The organism is Oryzibacillus soli (assembly GCF_051594765.1).
Taxonomy (GTDB): Bacteria; Bacillota; Bacilli; order Paenibacillales; family NBRC-103111; genus Paenibacillus_AR.
In genome coordinates this window covers 1-16641 of record NZ_JBPPGJ010000002.1, presented here as the reverse complement: position 1 = coordinate 16641, position 16641 = coordinate 1, and the positions used below count along the sequence as shown (strand labels likewise).

Annotated in this window: 17 protein-coding genes; 13 read left to right on the top strand and 4 right to left on the bottom strand. The window is 59.1% G+C overall.

Going from position 1 to position 16641, the window contains the following annotated elements:
• Positions 1-122: 122 nt before the first annotated feature.
• Positions 123-491, bottom strand: a complete 369-nt coding sequence (locus tag ACSEXW_RS02070; protein ID WP_438444437.1) for a hypothetical protein — start codon at positions 489-491, stop codon at positions 123-125.
• 145 nt (positions 492-636) lie between these two features.
• Here ACSEXW_RS02070 and ACSEXW_RS02065 point away from each other — a divergent pair, with 145 nt between their 5' ends.
• From ACSEXW_RS02065 to ACSEXW_RS02025, 9 genes are all read left to right on the top strand, one after another.
• Entirely contained in the window at positions 637-1281 is a 645-nt protein-coding gene (locus ACSEXW_RS02065; RefSeq protein ID WP_438444436.1) for a hypothetical protein, read from the top strand.
• Between the two features lie 89 nt (positions 1282-1370).
• Positions 1371-2825: an NAD-dependent malic enzyme gene (locus ACSEXW_RS02060; protein WP_438444435.1), complete on the top strand. Its 1455-nt coding sequence runs from the start codon at positions 1371-1373 to the stop codon at positions 2823-2825.
• 22 nt (positions 2826-2847) lie between these two features.
• Complete coding sequence (locus tag ACSEXW_RS02055) at positions 2848-4266, top strand: aspartate ammonia-lyase (RefSeq protein WP_438444434.1); 1419 nt, start codon at positions 2848-2850, stop codon at positions 4264-4266.
• 253 nt (positions 4267-4519) lie between these two features.
• Positions 4520-4741, top strand: coding sequence for a hypothetical protein (locus tag ACSEXW_RS02050; protein ID WP_438444433.1), 222 nt, complete (start codon positions 4520-4522; stop codon positions 4739-4741).
• A gap of 258 nt (positions 4742-4999) precedes the next feature.
• Positions 5000-6031 carry an ABC transporter ATP-binding protein gene (locus tag ACSEXW_RS02045; protein WP_438444432.1) on the top strand — a complete coding sequence of 344 codons (1032 nt, stop codon included), beginning with the start codon at positions 5000-5002 and terminating at the stop codon, positions 6029-6031.
• A complete protein-coding gene (locus ACSEXW_RS02040) occupies positions 5994-6809 on the top strand; it encodes an ABC transporter permease (protein ID WP_438444431.1) in 816 nt (271 codons plus the stop codon). Before ACSEXW_RS02045 ends, ACSEXW_RS02040 begins: the two co-directional genes overlap by 38 nt.
• Complete coding sequence (locus ACSEXW_RS02035) at positions 6793-7590, top strand: ABC transporter permease (protein ID WP_438444430.1); 798 nt, start codon at positions 6793-6795, stop codon at positions 7588-7590. The genes ACSEXW_RS02040 and ACSEXW_RS02035 overlap by 17 nt, the downstream gene beginning before the upstream one ends.
• A 197-nt stretch (positions 7591-7787) precedes the next feature.
• Positions 7788-8246 (top strand): chemotaxis protein CheX, encoded by a 459-nt coding sequence (locus ACSEXW_RS02030; RefSeq protein WP_438444429.1) that lies wholly within the window; start codon positions 7788-7790, stop codon positions 8244-8246.
• 78 nt (positions 8247-8324) lie between these two features.
• Positions 8325-9107, top strand: coding sequence for an SDR family NAD(P)-dependent oxidoreductase (locus ACSEXW_RS02025; RefSeq protein WP_438444428.1), 783 nt, complete (start codon positions 8325-8327; stop codon positions 9105-9107).
• 67 nt (positions 9108-9174) lie between these two features.
• Here ACSEXW_RS02025 and ACSEXW_RS02020 read toward each other — a convergent pair whose 3' ends face one another.
• The gene (locus ACSEXW_RS02020; RefSeq protein ID WP_438444427.1) at positions 9175-9408 is read right to left on the bottom strand and encodes a YkuS family protein; all 234 of its coding nucleotides are present in this window, start codon (positions 9406-9408) and stop codon (positions 9175-9177) included.
• A 171-nt stretch (positions 9409-9579) separates the two neighbouring features.
• On the opposite strand from ACSEXW_RS02020, the gene ACSEXW_RS02015 reads away from it, so the two are divergent.
• The gene (locus tag ACSEXW_RS02015) at positions 9580-10161 is read left to right on the top strand and encodes an RNA polymerase sigma factor (RefSeq protein ID WP_438444426.1); all 582 of its coding nucleotides are present in this window, start codon (positions 9580-9582) and stop codon (positions 10159-10161) included.
• On the top strand, positions 10151-10960 hold the full coding sequence (locus tag ACSEXW_RS02010) for a DUF4367 domain-containing protein (protein ID WP_438444425.1): 810 nt from the start codon (positions 10151-10153) through the stop codon (positions 10958-10960). The genes ACSEXW_RS02015 and ACSEXW_RS02010 overlap by 11 nt, the downstream gene beginning before the upstream one ends.
• A gap of 53 nt (positions 10961-11013) precedes the next feature.
• Here ACSEXW_RS02010 and ACSEXW_RS02005 read toward each other — a convergent pair whose 3' ends face one another.
• Positions 11014-11553 (bottom strand): hypothetical protein, encoded by a 540-nt coding sequence (locus ACSEXW_RS02005; RefSeq protein WP_438444424.1) that lies wholly within the window; start codon positions 11551-11553, stop codon positions 11014-11016.
• A 172-nt stretch (positions 11554-11725) separates the two neighbouring features.
• On the opposite strand from ACSEXW_RS02005, the gene ACSEXW_RS02000 reads away from it, so the two are divergent.
• Positions 11726-13168 carry a DEAD/DEAH box helicase gene (locus tag ACSEXW_RS02000; RefSeq protein WP_438444423.1) on the top strand — a complete coding sequence of 481 codons (1443 nt, stop codon included), beginning with the start codon at positions 11726-11728 and terminating at the stop codon, positions 13166-13168.
• Positions 13169-13249: 81 nt separating this feature from the next.
• Here ACSEXW_RS02000 and ACSEXW_RS01995 read toward each other — a convergent pair whose 3' ends face one another.
• Complete coding sequence (locus ACSEXW_RS01995; protein WP_438444422.1) at positions 13250-14827, bottom strand: FAD-dependent oxidoreductase; 1578 nt, start codon at positions 14825-14827, stop codon at positions 13250-13252.
• A gap of 172 nt (positions 14828-14999) precedes the next feature.
• Between ACSEXW_RS01995 and ACSEXW_RS01990 the strand changes: the two genes are divergently transcribed.
• Positions 15000-16232, top strand: coding sequence for an S-layer homology domain-containing protein (locus ACSEXW_RS01990; protein ID WP_438444421.1), 1233 nt, complete (start codon positions 15000-15002; stop codon positions 16230-16232).
• The last annotated feature ends 409 nt before the right edge of the window (positions 16233-16641 follow it).

Here is a 16641-nt window from a genome sequence, read left to right as displayed (position 1 = left end):
ATACTCGATACAGCAACACCCAGACGCCACGCGTTTGGGTGTTTTTTGGTTGCAGCGGATGTGGGGACGGCAAATAGCTCCTATAGGAGCTACTTTGCAGGCTCAGGCGGCGCAAGCCGTCCTCACCAGTCATCCTCGGTATTCCGGCGCCAATTGACGCAGGAGAGGGCAGCGGAGGCGGCGAAGGATAAGCCGGCGGCAGCCAGATAGTTGCCGACGTGCTCCAGATTGGAGGCGGCGACGACGAGGGACAGGGGGGCCCACAGCCGGAGGAAGGAGACCTGGAAGGAGGGAAACCAGCCGATTCCCGCCACCACTCCCGCTGCCACGCCCGTTCCGATCGAGACGGCCCGTAGATGCCGGAGCTTGAAGCCGCTGTTGGCCAGCTCCTTCATCATCGGGTTGTCGTCGTAATACAAACCATGCATATACTTGTATGCTATCAGCCCTGCGATTAACGAAAGCAGGCCCATCAGGGCATGTTTGCCCATGTCCATCCCTCCTAATGATATAAGAGCCGATGCAGCTCCGATTTTATCCGAATGCGAATCGAATTGGTCTCTATAGGGGAGAGACAAGTCTGCCGATATAGCTTAATATGGAAGATATAGAATGGGAAAGGATGAAGTTCACACTATGAAAAAAGCAGCCGCCGGCTTCTTGGCCGGCGTACTCCTCACCATGTCTGCCACGGCCTACGCGGACGACATCCAATCCGCCATCGGCAAGCTGGTGGACGGCACCTACCCGCTCGTCATCGACGGCAAGAAGGCGGCCAAGGACGTCATCGTCGTCGACGGCACGAGCTACCTGCCGGTCCGGGCGGCGGGAGAGCTGTTCGGCTACGACGTGGATTTTGTGAAGGAGCAGGTGGTGTTGACCAAGAAGAAGACCTCCTCCAACGGTACATCCGGCTCTTCGGATGGAACCGGAGCCAGTGCCGGAGGAGCAGGAGGCAGCGTATCCGAGAACGGGGTTCCCCTGGGTCCCGTCAGCGTCAAGACCTCCCTCTTCACCGTCGGCCAATCCAAGGCCACCTTGACGGAGCGGGACGGCACCTTGTACATCTCGGCGCTGGTCTTCGAGAAATACCTGAGCGCCACCAGCACTACCGTCACCATCACGCTGCCCGGCCGATCCAAGCTGGAGTTCCCTTACAACGCAGAGTACAAGACAGGGGTGGCCGGCTACAACGAGAACGGCCTCTTCGTCAAGCTGTCCGCCTTGGGCCTGTCGGCCGTGTCCAGCGGCTCCTCAGGCGTGCTTCTGGTGCAGGAGTAATCCCTTCTTAGCAGGAAGAGTGAACGTCCGCGAAAGTGGACACGATGGGAATAGATCATCTTACATATATGGGACAGGAGTGAATCCGAATGGCCGCATTAACCAGCATCATCATCCGGGTTGAGATGGAGAAGAGACCGGGGGCCTTCAGCGAGGTTGTCAGCACCGTCAGTGCCGCAGGCGGCGACGTGGTCGCCATTGACGTAATCCGCGGCGGCAAGGAGAAGACGACGCGGGATATTACGGTGAACATCCCGGAGACCGCTTACCAGAAGGTATTGGACGATCTGGAGAATCTGCCGGGGGTGTCCGTGCTGCACGTGTCCGACCGGACCTTCCTGGTACACCTCGGCGGCAAGATTCGAACGGCTCCCACCATGCCCATCAAGAACCGGGACGACCTGTCCCGCGTGTATACGCCGGGCGTCGCAAGGGTCTGCATGGCCATTCACGAGCGACCGAGAGAAGCCTTCGCCCTGACCATCAAGCGCAACACGGTGGCCGTCGTCTCCGACGGAACCGCGGTGCTGGGGCTGGGAGACATTGGCCCCCATGCGGCGATGCCGGTTATGGAGGGCAAGGCCATGCTGTTCAAGCAGCTGGCGGATGTGGATGCGTTCCCCATCTGTCTGGACACCAAGGATACCGAGGAGATCATCCGCACCATCAAAGCCATCTCTCCCGGCTTCGGTGGCATCAACCTGGAGGATATCAGCTCGCCCCGCTGCTTCGAGATCGAACAGCGGCTGACGGAGGAGCTGGAAATCCCCGTTTTCCATGACGACCAGCACGGCACCGCCGTGGTCATGATGGCCGGGCTATTGAACGCCCTGAAGGTGGTCGGCAAGCAGGTGGAGGACATCCGTGTCGTGGTCGTCGGCGTTGGTGCCGCAGGGGTATCCTGCTGCAAGATGCTGCTGGCTTCCGGCGTCAAGGATCTCATCGCGGTGGACCGTGAAGGGGCCATCGTGCCGGGCCAGACCTACACGAATGACATGTGGAATTGGCTGGCCGAGCGCACCAACCCGAACCGGCTTGAAGGCCGGTTATCCGACGTGATTCCCGGCGCGGACGTCTTCATCGGCGTATCGGGTCCCGGGGTGCTGAAGGTGGAGGACCTGAAGAAGATGGCCGAGGACCCCATTGTCTTCGCTATGGCCAACCCGGAGCCGGAGATCGATCCGGAGCTGGCGGAGCCCCATGTCCGCGTTCTGGCCACAGGACGCAGCGACTATCCGAACCAGATCAACAACGTGCTCTGCTTCCCCGGCATCTTCAGGGGGGCCCTCGACTGCAGAGCCCGCCTTATTAATGAAGAGATGAAGCTGGCCGCCTCCCGGGCCATCGCCTCGGTCATCAAGGACGAGGAATTGAACGAGAACTACATCATTCCCAGTATCTTCAACGACAAAGTGGTGGAGTCCGTCCGTTCCGCCGTCATCGCGGCGGCCATCGAGACGGGTGTGGCCCGCCGGGTGCCGCGGGAGTTCCGCAGCTTGTGCGACTACACCGGCTACGGTCTGTCAGATACCTACAAGCGCTAAGACGAGAAGGAGCATAAGCTTTATGGACGTACGGATTGAAAAAGACTTCCTCGGCGAGAAGCACGTCCCCGCCGCGGCCTATTACGGCATCCAAACCCTCCGGGCGGTAGAGAACTTCCCCATTACCGGTGTCCCGGTTCACGGCACCCTCATCCGGGCGCTGGCCCACGTGAAGAAGGCTGCGGCACGGGCCAACATGGACGTGCATCTTCTGAACCACCGGGTGGGCGGAGCCATCGTGGAGGCGGCGGAGGAAGTGGCCGATGGAGGCTTGGCGGAGCAATTCATCGTGGATTCCATCCAGGGCGGAGCGGGAACCTCGATCAATATGAATATGAACGAGGTTCTGGCCAACCGGGCGCTGGAGCTCTTGGGCAAGGACAAGGGCGACTACTTCCAGTGCAGCCCCAACAACCACGTGAACATGTCCCAGTCTACCAACGACGTGATTCCGACGGCTCTTCGCATCGCCTCCTACTGGCTGTCGGAGGAGCTTCTCCGCTCCATGGACGACATCATCGAAGCGTTCCTGAAGAAGGCCAAGGAGTTCGACGACGTCATCAAGATGGGCCGCACCCACCTCCAGGATGCGGTCCCTATCCGGATGGGCCAGGAATTCGGAGCCTATGGAGCCGTGCTGAAGCGGGACCGGGAGCGGGTCCGCCGGGCGGGGCAGGAGCTGCTCACCGTGAATATGGGCGCGACGGCCGTAGGCACCGGGCTGAACGCCAAGCCCGAGTATATCACCCGAGTATCCGCCTATTTGACGGAGCAGTTGGGTCTTCCGGTTCATCCGGCGGACAATATGGTTGACGCCACCCAGAACACGGACGCCTATACGGAGCTGTCCGCTGCGCTGAAGGTGTGCGCCGTCAACCTGTCCAAGATCTGCAACGATATCCGGCTTATGGCCTCCGGTCCCCGGGTGGGGCTGTACGAGATCCTGCTGCCACCCCGGCAGCCGGGCTCGTCCATTATGCCCGGCAAAGTGAATCCGGTCATGGCCGAGGTGCTGAACCAGGTGGCGTTCCAGATCATGGGCAACGACCATACGATCTGCGCCGCCTGTGAGGCCGGGCAGTTCGAGCTGAACGTCATGGGTCCGGTCATCGCCTTCAATCTGCTCCAATCCCTGCAGATCCTGAAGCGCGGCCTGGACGCCTTCCGCGAGTTCGCTCTGGAAGGGCTCGAGGCCAACCGCGAGCGCTGCCTGCGCTACGTGGAGGAGAGCTTCGGCGTCATTACCGCGCTGAACCCCCACCTGGGCTACGAGGTGGCCGCTCTTCTGGTGAAGGAAGCGATGAAGACGGGGCGTACCGTGAAGGACCTGATCCGGGAGCGCCGGCTCTTGACCGAGGAGGAGCTGACGGAGATCCTGGATCCGTTCCAGATGACTTCGCCGGGTATTGCCGGTGCACGCTTCCTCGAGGATCAAGGCTAATAGTTCGGAAGACGGAAGCCCTGCCTATATGGTAGGGCTTTTGTCGTTTTTTACAATAAACCTTGTAGGCAGTTACAAAAATCCCTTGTAGAGCATCTCCGAACCGGGTAAAATAGAGCTAAGCAATCTCAACCAGCCTCCCTTATGTTGATCCGATGACTTGTCCGTTGTCCGTCCCCTAGTTTGTCGTCTTGCCGGTGCCGGTGTTACGTGTCAGCGCGTCATCCATGATCGAATAGAGGAGCTGGGAACGATGATCCAATCGTCTTTTAAGCAGCAAGTGTATAATGACCGTCTGAAGTGCTATGAGCCCTGCCAGGTGATCGTCCGCTACGAGAACGAGAGCTACCATGCGAACATCCTGAGCTTGGGCGGAGAGCCGGGCGCGGAGCAGTACATCCAGGTGGATACGCCGGCCTTCGCTTCTCAGAGCGAGCTGAAGGCTCACATCCGAGAGATGTTCGGCCTGGCCTGAACCTTACACTATATGTAAAATTTCTCTTGCATCCGCCCTTGTCCCTGTGATACGATCGGTGACAATAACTGGAAGGGCTTCTAGGGATCCGGGGCGCGCCGCCGTCCGAACCAAGCGAAGCCGGCGCGTATGGCAATAGGGACACGCGTTACACCGTAGGGATAAAAGACCTTCGGCAAGTTCCGTTTCACGGAGCTGCCTGGGTCTTTTTTTTGTTGCGGCCATAGGAGGGCTCCATCACACACAGGGGGGAGCGGCATGCAAGCGATCCGAGTGGAAGGGTTATGCAAGGTGTTTCAAGTAAAGGAGAAGGAGGCGGGGTTCAAGGGTAGCGTGAAGTCGCTGTTCCGCCCGGTCTTCCGGGAAAAGGTGGCGGTGAAGCCCATCGATTTCACCGTGGAGGAGGGAGAGGTGCTGGCCTTCATGGGCCCGAATGGGGCAGGGAAGTCCACCACCATCAAGATGCTGGCGGGGATCCTGCACCCCACCTCCGGACGGGCGGAGGTATGCGGTCTGACCCCGTGGAAGGACCGGCGGCGGCTCGGCTTCATCGTGGGCTCCGTCTTCGGACAGAAGTCCCAGCTGTGGTACCACCTGCCGCCGGTGGATTCCTTCGAGCTGATGGGCAGCATCTACGAGCTGCCGAGGACGGATTTTCTCCGCAGAAGGGATGAGCTGATCGAGCGCTTCGACATCGGGCCCTACGTGAATACCCCCGTCCGCAAGCTGTCGCTGGGGGAGCGGATGCGGTGCGAGATCGCAGCGGCCCTCCTGCACAAGCCGAGGGTGGTGTTCTTGGATGAGCCGACCATCGGGCTGGACGTGGTGGTGAAGCAGAAGATCCGGGAGCTGATCCGTGAGATGAACCGGGAGGAGGGCACCACGCTGTTCCTGACCTCCCATGATGCCGGAGACATCGAGCAGCTGTGCCGCCGGGCGGTGGTCATCAACCGGGGCGAGATCATCCTGGACGAGAAGGTGTCCCGGATGAAGCGGGAGGTGCTGACGTACAAGACCATCGAGCTCCGGCTGAAGGAGGAACACGGACTCTTGGAGCTGCCGGGGGTGGAGATCGTCAAGCGCAGTGGTGCGGGCTTGAAGCTGAACGTGGACACCTCCGTCATCGGGATCGAGGAGGTGCTGGGTCACATCGTCTCCCACTGCCGGGTGGAGGACGTGACCATCGAGGACCCACCCATGGAGGAGATCATCACCCAGATCTACGAACGAACGGGCAAGGAGGTGAAGGAGCATGGACCGGACAGCTTGGATGGAGCGGAAGCTTCGTAAATATACGGCCGTCGGGCGGATCACCGTCCGCAACCAGCTGGCTTACGTGACGGACCTCCTGATCCGGACGATCTTCCTGCTCCTGATCTTGTATGTATTCGTCCAGCTGTGGACCGTTACCTACGAGGGAGCGGGGACCGGGAGCATCGGCGGCTACCGGTTCGAGGAGCTGATCTGGTACCTGATCTTCTCCGAGTCCATGGTGACGGCCGTGCCGCGGGTGCATCTCACGGTGGAGGACGAGGTGAAGAACGGCGGCATCGCCTACGTGATGACCCGGCCTCTGAACTACATCCTGTACCGTTATTCCGAATACGCAGGGGAGTATACCGTCCGACTTGTCATCAATCTCGCCGTCGGCAGCGTGCTGGGATTGTCACTGTTCGGTCCGCCCGACTTCGGCTGGGGCTGGGCCGGGTTCGTGCTGGTGGCGGCCGGGGCCATGACTTTGAACTTCATCATCCGCATGATCCTGGCGCTATGCGCCTTCTGGGTGGAGGAGACCCAGGGATTGGTCTTCGTCTACGACAAGCTGCTCTTTACGGTGGGCGGCATGCTGCTTCCGCTGGAGCTGTTGACGGGAACGCTCCGCAGGGCGGTGGAGTGGCTGCCTTTTCAGACTATGGTCTACTTCCCGGTCAAGACGGCCGTACAATTCGACGGGACTCGAATGCTGGAGATGCTGGGCATCCAGCTGGCTTGGGGGCTGGCGCTGGGCACGCTCCTGTGGCTGGTGTTCCGGAAGGGAGTGACGAGGCTCAATGTCAACGGCGGTTAGAAAATGGGGCTTCCTCCTGACAGCCTGGAAGCTGAATCTGGCCGGGGCCATGGAGTTCCGGATGAGCTTCTTCCTGACGGCGGGCATGATGATGCTGAACAATGCCGTGTTCCTCTTCTTCTGGGCGGTCTACTTCCAGAATTTCACCCTCGTCAAGGGCTGGTCCCTTCACGACGTAATGATGATGTGGGCGGTGGGGACCGCTGGGTTCGGCCTGTCCCAGTCGCTCTTCGGCAACGCGCTGCGCATCGCCAGTCTGGTGGCCCAGGGCGAGCTGGATACCTATCTGACCCAGCCGAAGCCGGTGCTTCTGAACCTGCTGGTGAACCGCATGTCGCTGCCGGCGGTCGGAGATCTTCTGTTCGGCGTCATCCTATACGGCATATTCGGCGACCACTCGGCGGCCGGATTCCTGAAATATGGGACGGCCTGCATCGCCGTCATGCTCCTGAACCTGAGCTTCTACGTGCTGACCCAGTCCTTGGCCTTCTTCATCGGCAATGCGGAGGGGCTCGGCTACCAATTCTTCATGGGTTTCATCACCTTGACCACCTACCCGACGGACATCTTCAAGGGCTGGGGCAAAATCATGCTCTTCACCGTCATTCCCGCCGGCTTCATCAGCTACATCCCCGTCGGCTTCCTCCGTGATGCCGATGCCGGATTTATGGCCGGCACCGCCGCCGCCATCCTCGTATTCGGAGCGGCCGCTGCAACCGTCTTCCACAGGGGGCTGGCACGCTACAGCTCCGGCAACCGGATCGGCATGAGAAGCGGATAGGACTTCTACGGGGACCCGCCTTGATTGGCGGGTTCTTCGTCGTTCAGATCGAAGTGAAAGGGGAAATGTGACACGTTCCATATCTTTACTCCAAAATTCGTGCCTTTTCTAGTATACTTGACCCAAGGAAATCGTATATAATAAGAAAAAGTGACAGGCTTCAGCAAGGCGACTGCAGTTGGAGAAGGAGGCCCGTGATGAAGGCGGAATACATCAACCCATTTTTGGAATCTGCCAGTATTGTGCTGGAGCAGCTGATCAGCGTTCGACCGACAACCGGGGAGTTGGGGGTTAAGGACGTTAAATTCGTCGAGAAATACATATGGATCCAGATTGGGATAACCGGCCAGATGCAAGGGGACATCGTCTTCGGTCTGCATGAGGAAGTTGCGCTGAAGCTAGTTTCGGCCATGATGGGCGGCTTCGTCCTGAGCGAGATGGACGAGATGGGCAAGAGCGCCATATCGGAGCTCGGCAACATGATCAGCGGCAATGCCAGCACCATTCTGTTCAACCAAGGGGTTCGCGTGGATATCACGCCTCCCGTTATCGTACAATCCGCCGCGTCGGCGGGCTTTACACCGAAGAAGGCATTAACCATTCCGCTTATTATCGACGGCATCGGCGAGTTGGACATCCAAGTGCTGATCACCTAGAGGACTTGGCGGATGGATGAGATCGGATAGCGGAGGCTAGAAGCCTGCCGCTATTTTCTTTGTGGGGAGGGATTGAGAATGAGGAGAGATTTATCCGGTCAAGTGACCGTTATAACCGGAGCGTCGGGCGGGTTGGGAATGGCCCTGGCGGAGGAATTCCACAAGCGGGGAGCCTGGGTGGTGCTGGCGGCCCGTTCGTTGGAGAAGCTTCGGGAGGCACAGCAGCGGCTGGGCGGAGATTGTATGATGGTGAAGCTGGACGTGACGCAGATGGATAGCGTTCAGACGGCGGTGCAGGATGTCCTGAGCCGCACCGGAAGGATCGATATCTGGATCAACAATGCAGGGTACGGCCGATTCGAGACCTTGGATCAATTGGGGCTGGATGACCTGGAAGGCATGATGGACGTCAATTACATGGGCCTCGTCCGCTGTACGAAGGCGGTGCTGCCCTCCATGCTGCAGGCCGGCAGCGGCAGTCTGGTCCAGATCGCTTCCATGGCGGGCAAGATGGGATCGGCCAAGGGGACGGGCTACTGCGCCTCGAAGCATGCGGTGCTGGGCTTCGCCAACAGCCTCCGTCAGGAGCTGGCCGGCACGGGCGTCTCGGTGACGTCTGTCAACCCCGGGCCCATCGATACCCCCTTCTTCGATGTCGCTGACCCGTCGGGGAATTACGTGAAGAACGTGAAATGGTTCATGCTGAAGCCGGAAACGGTGGCGTCTCGGGTGGCCGACGCCGTGGAGCGGAACCGCAAGGAAATCGATCTTCCCTTGACCGCTGCTGTGGGCGTCAAGCTGTACCAGCTGTTTCCCCGGCTCTTGGATCGCGTGGCGGTCAAGCTTCTGAATCAAAAATAACAAAGCGTCCCCTTCAGCAGCCCGGTCAGCCGGAGTGCAGAAAGGGACGCTTTCATTCTTTTTAGGCTTACTTGATGCTTTGGAGCACCTGGTCCACCACTTGACGGGCGGTTTTGCCGTCGGCGTTGATGACGGATGCATTGGTGGAGGTGTTCGCCATGCCCATCACGTTGATATCCTGCCCGGTAATGACGCAGCAGGAGCAGTTGGTGGCTTGATCGATGCCGACCACCTCGTGTCCGTTCTGCTGAAGAAGCTGCTTCACATCGGTCAGGGAGGGTTCCACTGCGATTTTAGCCATGTTTCCTGATCTCCTTTCATGGGGTGGAAATGGGGAACACCGGTATATTGTCGCGATTTCCGGCCGGGATTATGCATGGCGGCCCCCATATTTTAGTTGTGCGGCTCTGGGACTTTCCCTATTATAGAGTCATGGAACCGATAGGATGGGCCTAAGCTTGGAGGACCAGTGATGTCGAATACGTTGACTCTTCTTTTCACCAAAAACTTCTACGAAATGCCACCCGATGAGCAGCGGGAGGTTTATATGGAGTATTTCCGGATGGTGTATCCGATGGTGTTCTTCATCGTGAAGGACTACCAGGCCACGGAGGACATTATCCAGGAATCCTTCCTGCGGACTCTAGACCGGGCGGGCCAATTGAACGACGTGGGAAGTGCGGAGAGTTGGCTGCGGACGGTGGCAAGAAATGTAACCTTCAACTTTTTGAGGAAATTAAAGAAGAACCGTAACGAACTGGATCATGGAAGTGTCTTTAGTAGAAGAGAGCCTCCGAAGAATCTCATCTATGCGTGCTTGGAGGAAGAGGTGGAGGCGCAGCTGCTGAAGGAGGATATCGTCCAATACATGAATCTTCTGAAGCCGGAATACCGGCTGCTGGTGGAGCTTCGCAGCGGAAGGAACTGTTCCTACAAGGAGATTGCGCTGCTGCTCGGAACGTCGGAGAGTGTAGTGCGCCAACGGCTGTACCGGGCGCGGGAGTCGGTGAAGCAGAAATTGCGAGAGAATTGGGGATTGCTCGATGGACAATAAGAAGCTGGATGAGCTCTTTGACGAAGCGTTTGACGAGGCGGTCCGATCGGAGCTTAAGATGGAGGTCCCGGATCCGTCGGCGTCCTGGGAGAGGATGTCGGTTAAGCTCCAGAAGCATGTCCGCAGACGGCGGCTGCGCAAGCGACTGCAGACCGCAGCACTGGCGGTGGCGGCTCTCCTGCTGGCGGTAGCCGTGTTCAGTCCGGCCAAGGAAACGGAGGCGTTCCTGCCGGTTACGAAGATCTGGGACGGGGTCAAGGACGGGGTGGTCACCTTGTTCCAGGGGGATAAGAAGGAGCTGGAGAAGGAGCCGTCCAAGAAGATGCTGACGGCGCCTCCACCGGGCAATGTAGGTCCGATCATGGGGCAGGGTACGACCGATGAGTTCGAGATCGCCGCTACGGTTCAAGTGAAGACTCTGGATGAGGCGAAGGCCGCCACGGTTTCCCGCGTGCCCGTTCCCACCTATGTACCGGCGGGTTACCAGCTGTTCCAAGCGGAGCTGCGTACGAATGCAGCCAAGCGGCTGGTGAATGGGGTCATGCTCTATCAGGAAAGCGGCAGCGGAGCTGCGCTGGCCTTAACGGTAACGCCGGTCGCGATGAATAAGTACAGCAACCTGCAGGTCGATCCGGACGATAAACTGGAGCATCTCCAGATCTCCGGGACGGAGGCCGCTTATATCCGGAAGGGGGCGGACACTGGCTTCCTGAATTGGATGGACTCGAATTACGCCTATCAACTCATCGGGAAAGTGTCCAAGGAGGAGATGGTCCGCTTCGCGGAAGGCATGAAATAACGGGGATGCGGATGCATCCCCGTTATTTCTGAAGCTGATTGCGGATATGTAGATTAGAATGCTTTAAACGGACTGTAAGAGTTGCCTACTTCGTGTACTCCGTTATAATCCAGCCAATGGGTGCTGTAGGTCCGGTAATAATAGCCGGTCTGGTATACCTTGGTGGCATCGGTGGTTGGGGCAGCCGCATTGTTATACGAGGTAAAAGAGGAGCTCTTCTCGGTGACCCAGTAGCTGCCGGTCCACCGTTGGAGCTCGGCGGTGATGCCGATCTGCTGACAGATCACATTGGCGGAGGAAACGCCGGTATATACGGGCTCGCCGTTGATGGTTTCGGCAATGTCCGAACGGCCGGGCATCAGGTAGAGGTTGCCGGATGCCATGCTCTGGATGGACAGTACGCCGTTGACGTCGGTCCTGGTGCTAGGCCCGGGTATATAGGTATGGTACTTGTAGATGTCTGGCGGAGGCGGGGTCAGCATGCCGTTCTCATACCTCTTGGGTCCGGCAGCGGATGCCGGGATGGCGGCGGCCAGCGCCAGGAAACAGGCCGTCAGGACTAGCAGGATCTTGCGCAGGTGGTGCTTCAACATGTTCAATTTCCTCCCTTATGATATAGGAATCTATGAATGGGAGCCTTTATTAGAGGCTCCATAAAAGTAGACAAGCTGAGGTTGTCAGATGTAACGTCATTCTGTCGATTTTTTTTGAAAAACTTTATTTGGTATAATAATGAACATCCCATCAAGCCCAAAGGAGCTACCCATGACTTCTTCCTTCGAAAGCTTTTCCTTACATAAAACCGTACTCCGCAATCTCAAGGCGATGAATATCACGGAACCGACTCCGGTTCAGCAGCAGACGATTCCCGCCCTGCTGGCAGGCAAGGACGTGATGGCGGAGTCTCAGACCGGTACGGGCAAGACCTTGGCCTACGTGCTGCCGATCCTGGAGAAGGTGGACCCGGCGGCCAAAAAGCTTCAGGCGCTGATTCTGGTGCCCACCCGGGAGCTGGGGGCGCAGATTGTCCAGGTCATCGAGCAGGCCTCGGCAGAGCTTGGGGTGTCCGCCCAGCTCCTGATCGGCGGCGCCGCCATCGGTCGTCAGATCGACCGCCTCCGTCTCCATCCCCAGATCGCCGTAGGCACGCCGGGACGGATTCTGGAGCTGATCAAGCTCCGGAAAGTATCCATGCATCATGTGAAGACCATCATCATCGACGAAGCCGACCAGGTGTTCCATCAAGGAGAGGGCCAGGAGACGGAGGCGATCATCAAGAGCGCCCTTCGGGACCGCCAGCTCTGCTTCTTCTCGGCTACCCTGCCGGAGGGGGTTCGGCGGCTGGCCGGCCGGTTCATGACCGATCCCGTATCCGTGGACGTGAAGCCCGAGCAGCGGACAGCAGAGACTCTGGAGCACCTGTACGTGGTGTGCGAGGAGCGGGAGCGCATCGATACCCTCCGAAGGCTGGTCCGCACCTTGGAGCCGACGTCGGGGATCGTATTCACCAATCAGGTGGAGGACTTCGGGGAGATTCTGTCCAAGCTGAAGTTTGCCGGCTTGAATATAGAGGGATTGTACAGCGATGCGGGAAAGCAGGACCGGGCCAAGGTCATGAAGGACTTCCGCGAAGGGCGCGTCCCGCTCCTCCTGGCTACGGATGTGGCGGCACGGGGCTTGGACATTCCCGATGTGACCCACGTGTTCCACTTCGACCTTCCGCATGACGCGGACCATTACGTCCACCGTTCGGGACGGACCGGCCGGATGGGCAGGAAGGGGACGGTAGTCGCCATCTGCGCCCCGAACCAGCTGTTTATTCTGGATAAATTCTCGAAGGCCCTGGGTATCGCCTTTGACCGCAGGATGCTCTTCGAAGGCCGGCTGGCTGCGCCGTCGGAGCTTCCCAAGCGAACCTTGCAACGCAAGGCGCCGGAGGAGGTCCGCGGAGGCGCTGCTTCTTCCGCCGGGAATGGGCGTCCGGCAGAGAAGGCGAGCGGTCCGAGGAACGGAGCCGGAACTCCGCGTAATGGGGCAGGAGCTCCGCGTAATGGGGCAGGATCTCCGCGGAACGGGACAGGCGGCGCCGGGCGGACCATCGCCGGGGAGAACACCCGCAAGGGCAAGAACGGCCGTAAGGCGGATTCCAAGAACAAGGGCGCGCCGCGCTGGCTGAAGGAAAAGCAGGGGAAAGGCCCTCAGGGGTAAGCGAAGTGTATCGGTTCGAACAAACAAGCGGCTGGACAGGAGAGGGTTCCTGGTCCAGCCGCTTGTTTGTTTGGAATCGGTTCAAGGCTTCCTGGTCTTCACGTAGGTCGGGTAGACGATCTCCCCTGTGTCCAGCTTCCGGAGCTCCTCCTCCGTCCAGCCGGCCAGCTTGTTGGTGCCGGTGACGCCCGTCAGCTTGATGCCGTACTTGCTCTCCAGGTACGGATGCAGGGTAGACCAGTCCTGGGCCGTAAGCTCCCGGAGCTTCTTCTTGCCCTTGATCTGTCCCAGGATGACGCCGATGCTCTCGGCCGCCAGCGAAGTATTGGGCTGGATCCGGGCGCTCCCGTAGGCAATGGCCGAGGAGCCCACATTTTTGCCGGCCAGGAGGACGTTCTCGTAATTCTTCAGCTGGAAGCTGCGAAGGGGCATGCCGTACTTGTCCGGGCGTCCCATCTCGATGCCCCACTTGTTGGCGCTGGTGCCCTGCAGGTCCAAGGGATACCCGGCGATGCTGACGTTGTCCGGGAACATCCTGGCTCCCAGCATGTCGGAAACCTTCAGCACATAGTCCGTCTCGTAATGGTTATATTCCCGGATGTACAGGTAGTTGGGAAATCCGTTCAGCTCCGCCTTCTCCCAGCCGGTCATATGCTTGCGGAAGTAATCCAGGATCAGGGGGAGCTCCTTCTTGCCGAGCTCCATGGCTTCCCGGACGGAGGTATCGTTGGCCGGATCGACCGTATAGATCAGGAAGGCATTGATCAGCACCTCACCATCCCGCTGGTTCACCGCATTCAGCCCCCGGAGGAACACGCGGCTGTTCGTCGGCTTGTACCCGTTGGTGACGGAGGTCAGCCCGATGGCATAGCTGGCATTGACGGATTCCTTGTAGTGCTCCTGGAACCGGGCCCAATCCACGCCCTTGAATTTCATCATCATGCCGGAGCTCATGTATTCGATGTGGTCCTGGCCGTAAAATTTCTCCAGTCCCGGCAGCCGTGTGGCCTTCAGCTTGCCCGCTAGGGCGGCGAAGTCCGTATTCTCCACCCAGTAGGCGGCGGACAGCCGTTTTTTGGCGCCGTCCTTGGTCTGGTAGAGGACGCTATGTACGGCCTCGCTGCCCGCCAGTCCGGGCCCGGTCTCCACATTGCCCAGTGTGACACCGGACTCCAAGGGAATGCCATGCCGGAGCGTATCGAAGTAGGCCGTGAATTCCGAAAGCTTGCGGATCTTCCCCGACCGGAAGCCGTCGAAGAGCTCCTTGGCCCGGCCTTGTACCATCAGCTTGCCCTGAGCATCCCGGGTCTCGTCCAGGAAGAGCATCTCCGCCTGCAGCAGCTGTCCGCCGACCTTCTCCCGCGGGTCGATGATCTTCACGGTCAGTCCTTCGTCCGCGGCGGCACGGGCCAGGTACAAGCCTTCCAGCTCGCTGCCCACTACGGCGATATCGACGGTCTCCGTCGGGATCGGCGGCTCGGTCGGCTTGGGCGAGGGCTTGGGCGTGCCTGTGGCGGCAGCCGTGACGGACACCGGAGAGCTGGAGGAGGGCTCTTCCGCTCCGGAAGCATCCCGCTTCAGCCAGATGGCGGCGCCTGCCAGCCCTGCTAGGGCCACGGCAGAAGCAAGGCCGAGAATGAGTTTGGATTTATGGTTCATGGTAGTCTCCTTTTGTTCTATTTACCGAATTTTAGAATACCATGAACCCTCGACCCCCTCAATCCCCTGGTTGGCCAACGAACACTTATAGTACAGCAAGACACTTCGCGAAGCGGTTCTTGGCCAGAACCTCTCATACGTACGAAATGATAAAAAGGAGAGTTGAAACGAAATGAACTTCAAACCTTGGATGAAAAAGATGCTGGTTTCCGGTGTAGCGGTCTCCATGCTGGCAGGCGGAAGTGCAAGCGCCTTCGCAAACGGGGCAGACAAGCGCGACCACAGAGGAGACTCCAAATCGGAGTATAAGGATAGCGGCAAGGTCGAGTTTAAAGGGAATATCAATATTATTCTGAACTTCCCCGACCTGAAGGGCGGCGATGTGGAATGGGCGGCGAAATACATAGCGAGCCTGGCCTCGAAGCGCGTCTTCGAAGGCTATGAGGACGGCACCTTCCAGCCCCGGAAGCCGATCAGCCGCATCGAAGCGATTACGGCAGCCGTGCGCCTCATGGGCCTGCGCGACCAAGCCGAGTCGGCCGCTGAGATGAACACCACGCTGAACTTCAAGGACGCTGACAAGATCAAGCGGGACTACTCCTGGGCGACGGGCTACGTAGCGGTTGCTCTGGAGAACGACTTGTTCCTCGAGTCCGATGAATCGGTCCAGCCGGAGAAGCCGGCCGACCGCCTGTGGGCCACTACCCTGCTGGTCAAGGCGATGAAGCTGTCTGCAGAAGCCAAAGCGAACATGAATGTGACGCTTCCTTATAAGGACGCCAATAAGATTCCCGCCGGTTCCGTCGGGTATGTGGAGGTTGCACGCTCCAAGGGGCTGATCCAAGGCTATGAAGACAACACATTCCGTCCGAGTCAGCCCGTAACCCGCGCAGAGCTGGCCGCTCTTCTGGACCGCACAGGCGAGCAGCTTCCGGGCAGCAGCCAGGATCAGACGCTGATCCGGGGCAAGCTGACGGCGGCCGCTGCCGGCAACGTGCTGCTGGTGCAGAAGGACGATAAGACGACCGTGCCGGTAACCGTGGACGCCAACGCCTATATCTACCGCGGCGGCGTGAAGGTCACCCTGGCCGATCTGAAGGCTGGAGACGTGCTGAAGATCCGCACATACAACAATGTGGCCATCTTCGTGGAAGTGACCCAGTCCGCACCTGCTACCGAACAGAATACCTTCACCGTATTCGGACTGTACAAGGGGATCACCCTGGGCGCCGACGGCAAGATCGCCACGGTGACCATCTCCCAGAACGTCAATACGACCGTTCAGGATGCAGTCTATAACGTGGCTCCGAACGTCAGCATTACCGGCGGCGCTCTTCCGGCGGACAATAGAGTGCTGGAGCTGAAGGGCACGGGCACGACCGTAACCTCCATCAAGATTTTGTAATCCTCCATTCCATCATACGGATGATGAAGCCTCTTTGCCCGTTAGGGTAGAGAGGCTTTTCGTCGTGGCTGTCTATATCCGTCTTCCTTTTTGAGCCCAAGAGGAGGATTTGAGCGAACATGCATGGGACCAAATCCAGTCTAAGGTGCCCTGGAGCCAGCTAGGGACGTATTGGGTTGGACGAAATCCAACGTCACCCTCGGGGGGGGGGGGGGGGGGCCCGTTCCCTTCTTTTCCAAAAACCCTCGTAGGGGGGGAGAGGAAAAAACCAGAATTTGGGGAGGGGTGGGAGAAGATCGAGTATAAGGTGCACTGGAGCCAGCTAGGGGCGTAGTGGGTTGGACGAAATCCAACGTCACCCTCGGGGGGGGGGGGGGGGGGCCATTTCCACTTTGTTCCGAAAACCACG

Coding starts and splice junctions, on each gene's coding strand:
- ACSEXW_RS02050 (WP_438444433.1), top strand. CDS start 4,520: ATGATCCAATCGTCTTTTAAGCAGCAAGTGTATAATGACCGTCTGAAG.
- ACSEXW_RS02035 (WP_438444430.1), top strand. CDS start 6,793: ATGTCAACGGCGGTTAGAAAATGGGGCTTCCTCCTGACAGCCTGGAAG.
- ACSEXW_RS02010 (WP_438444425.1), top strand. CDS start 10,151: ATGGACAATAAGAAGCTGGATGAGCTCTTTGACGAAGCGTTTGACGAG.
- ACSEXW_RS01995 (WP_438444422.1), bottom strand. CDS start 14,827: ATGAACCATAAATCCAAACTCATTCTCGGCCTTGCTTCTGCCGTGGCC.
- ACSEXW_RS02000 (WP_438444423.1), top strand. CDS start 11,726: ATGACTTCTTCCTTCGAAAGCTTTTCCTTACATAAAACCGTACTCCGC.
- ACSEXW_RS02025 (WP_438444428.1), top strand. CDS start 8,325: ATGAGGAGAGATTTATCCGGTCAAGTGACCGTTATAACCGGAGCGTCG.
- ACSEXW_RS02020 (WP_438444427.1), bottom strand. CDS start 9,408: ATGGCTAAAATCGCAGTGGAACCCTCCCTGACCGATGTGAAGCAGCTT.
- ACSEXW_RS02005 (WP_438444424.1), bottom strand. CDS start 11,553: ATGTTGAAGCACCACCTGCGCAAGATCCTGCTAGTCCTGACGGCCTGT.
- ACSEXW_RS02045 (WP_438444432.1), top strand. CDS start 5,000: ATGCAAGCGATCCGAGTGGAAGGGTTATGCAAGGTGTTTCAAGTAAAG.
- ACSEXW_RS02015 (WP_438444426.1), top strand. CDS start 9,580: ATGTCGAATACGTTGACTCTTCTTTTCACCAAAAACTTCTACGAAATG.
- ACSEXW_RS01990 (WP_438444421.1), top strand. CDS start 15,000: ATGAACTTCAAACCTTGGATGAAAAAGATGCTGGTTTCCGGTGTAGCG.
- ACSEXW_RS02070 (WP_438444437.1), bottom strand. CDS start 491: ATGGGCAAACATGCCCTGATGGGCCTGCTTTCGTTAATCGCAGGGCTG.
- ACSEXW_RS02030 (WP_438444429.1), top strand. CDS start 7,788: ATGAAGGCGGAATACATCAACCCATTTTTGGAATCTGCCAGTATTGTG.
- ACSEXW_RS02040 (WP_438444431.1), top strand. CDS start 5,994: ATGGACCGGACAGCTTGGATGGAGCGGAAGCTTCGTAAATATACGGCC.
- ACSEXW_RS02065 (WP_438444436.1), top strand. CDS start 637: ATGAAAAAAGCAGCCGCCGGCTTCTTGGCCGGCGTACTCCTCACCATG.
- ACSEXW_RS02060 (WP_438444435.1), top strand. CDS start 1,371: ATGGCCGCATTAACCAGCATCATCATCCGGGTTGAGATGGAGAAGAGA.
- ACSEXW_RS02055 (WP_438444434.1), top strand. CDS start 2,848: ATGGACGTACGGATTGAAAAAGACTTCCTCGGCGAGAAGCACGTCCCC.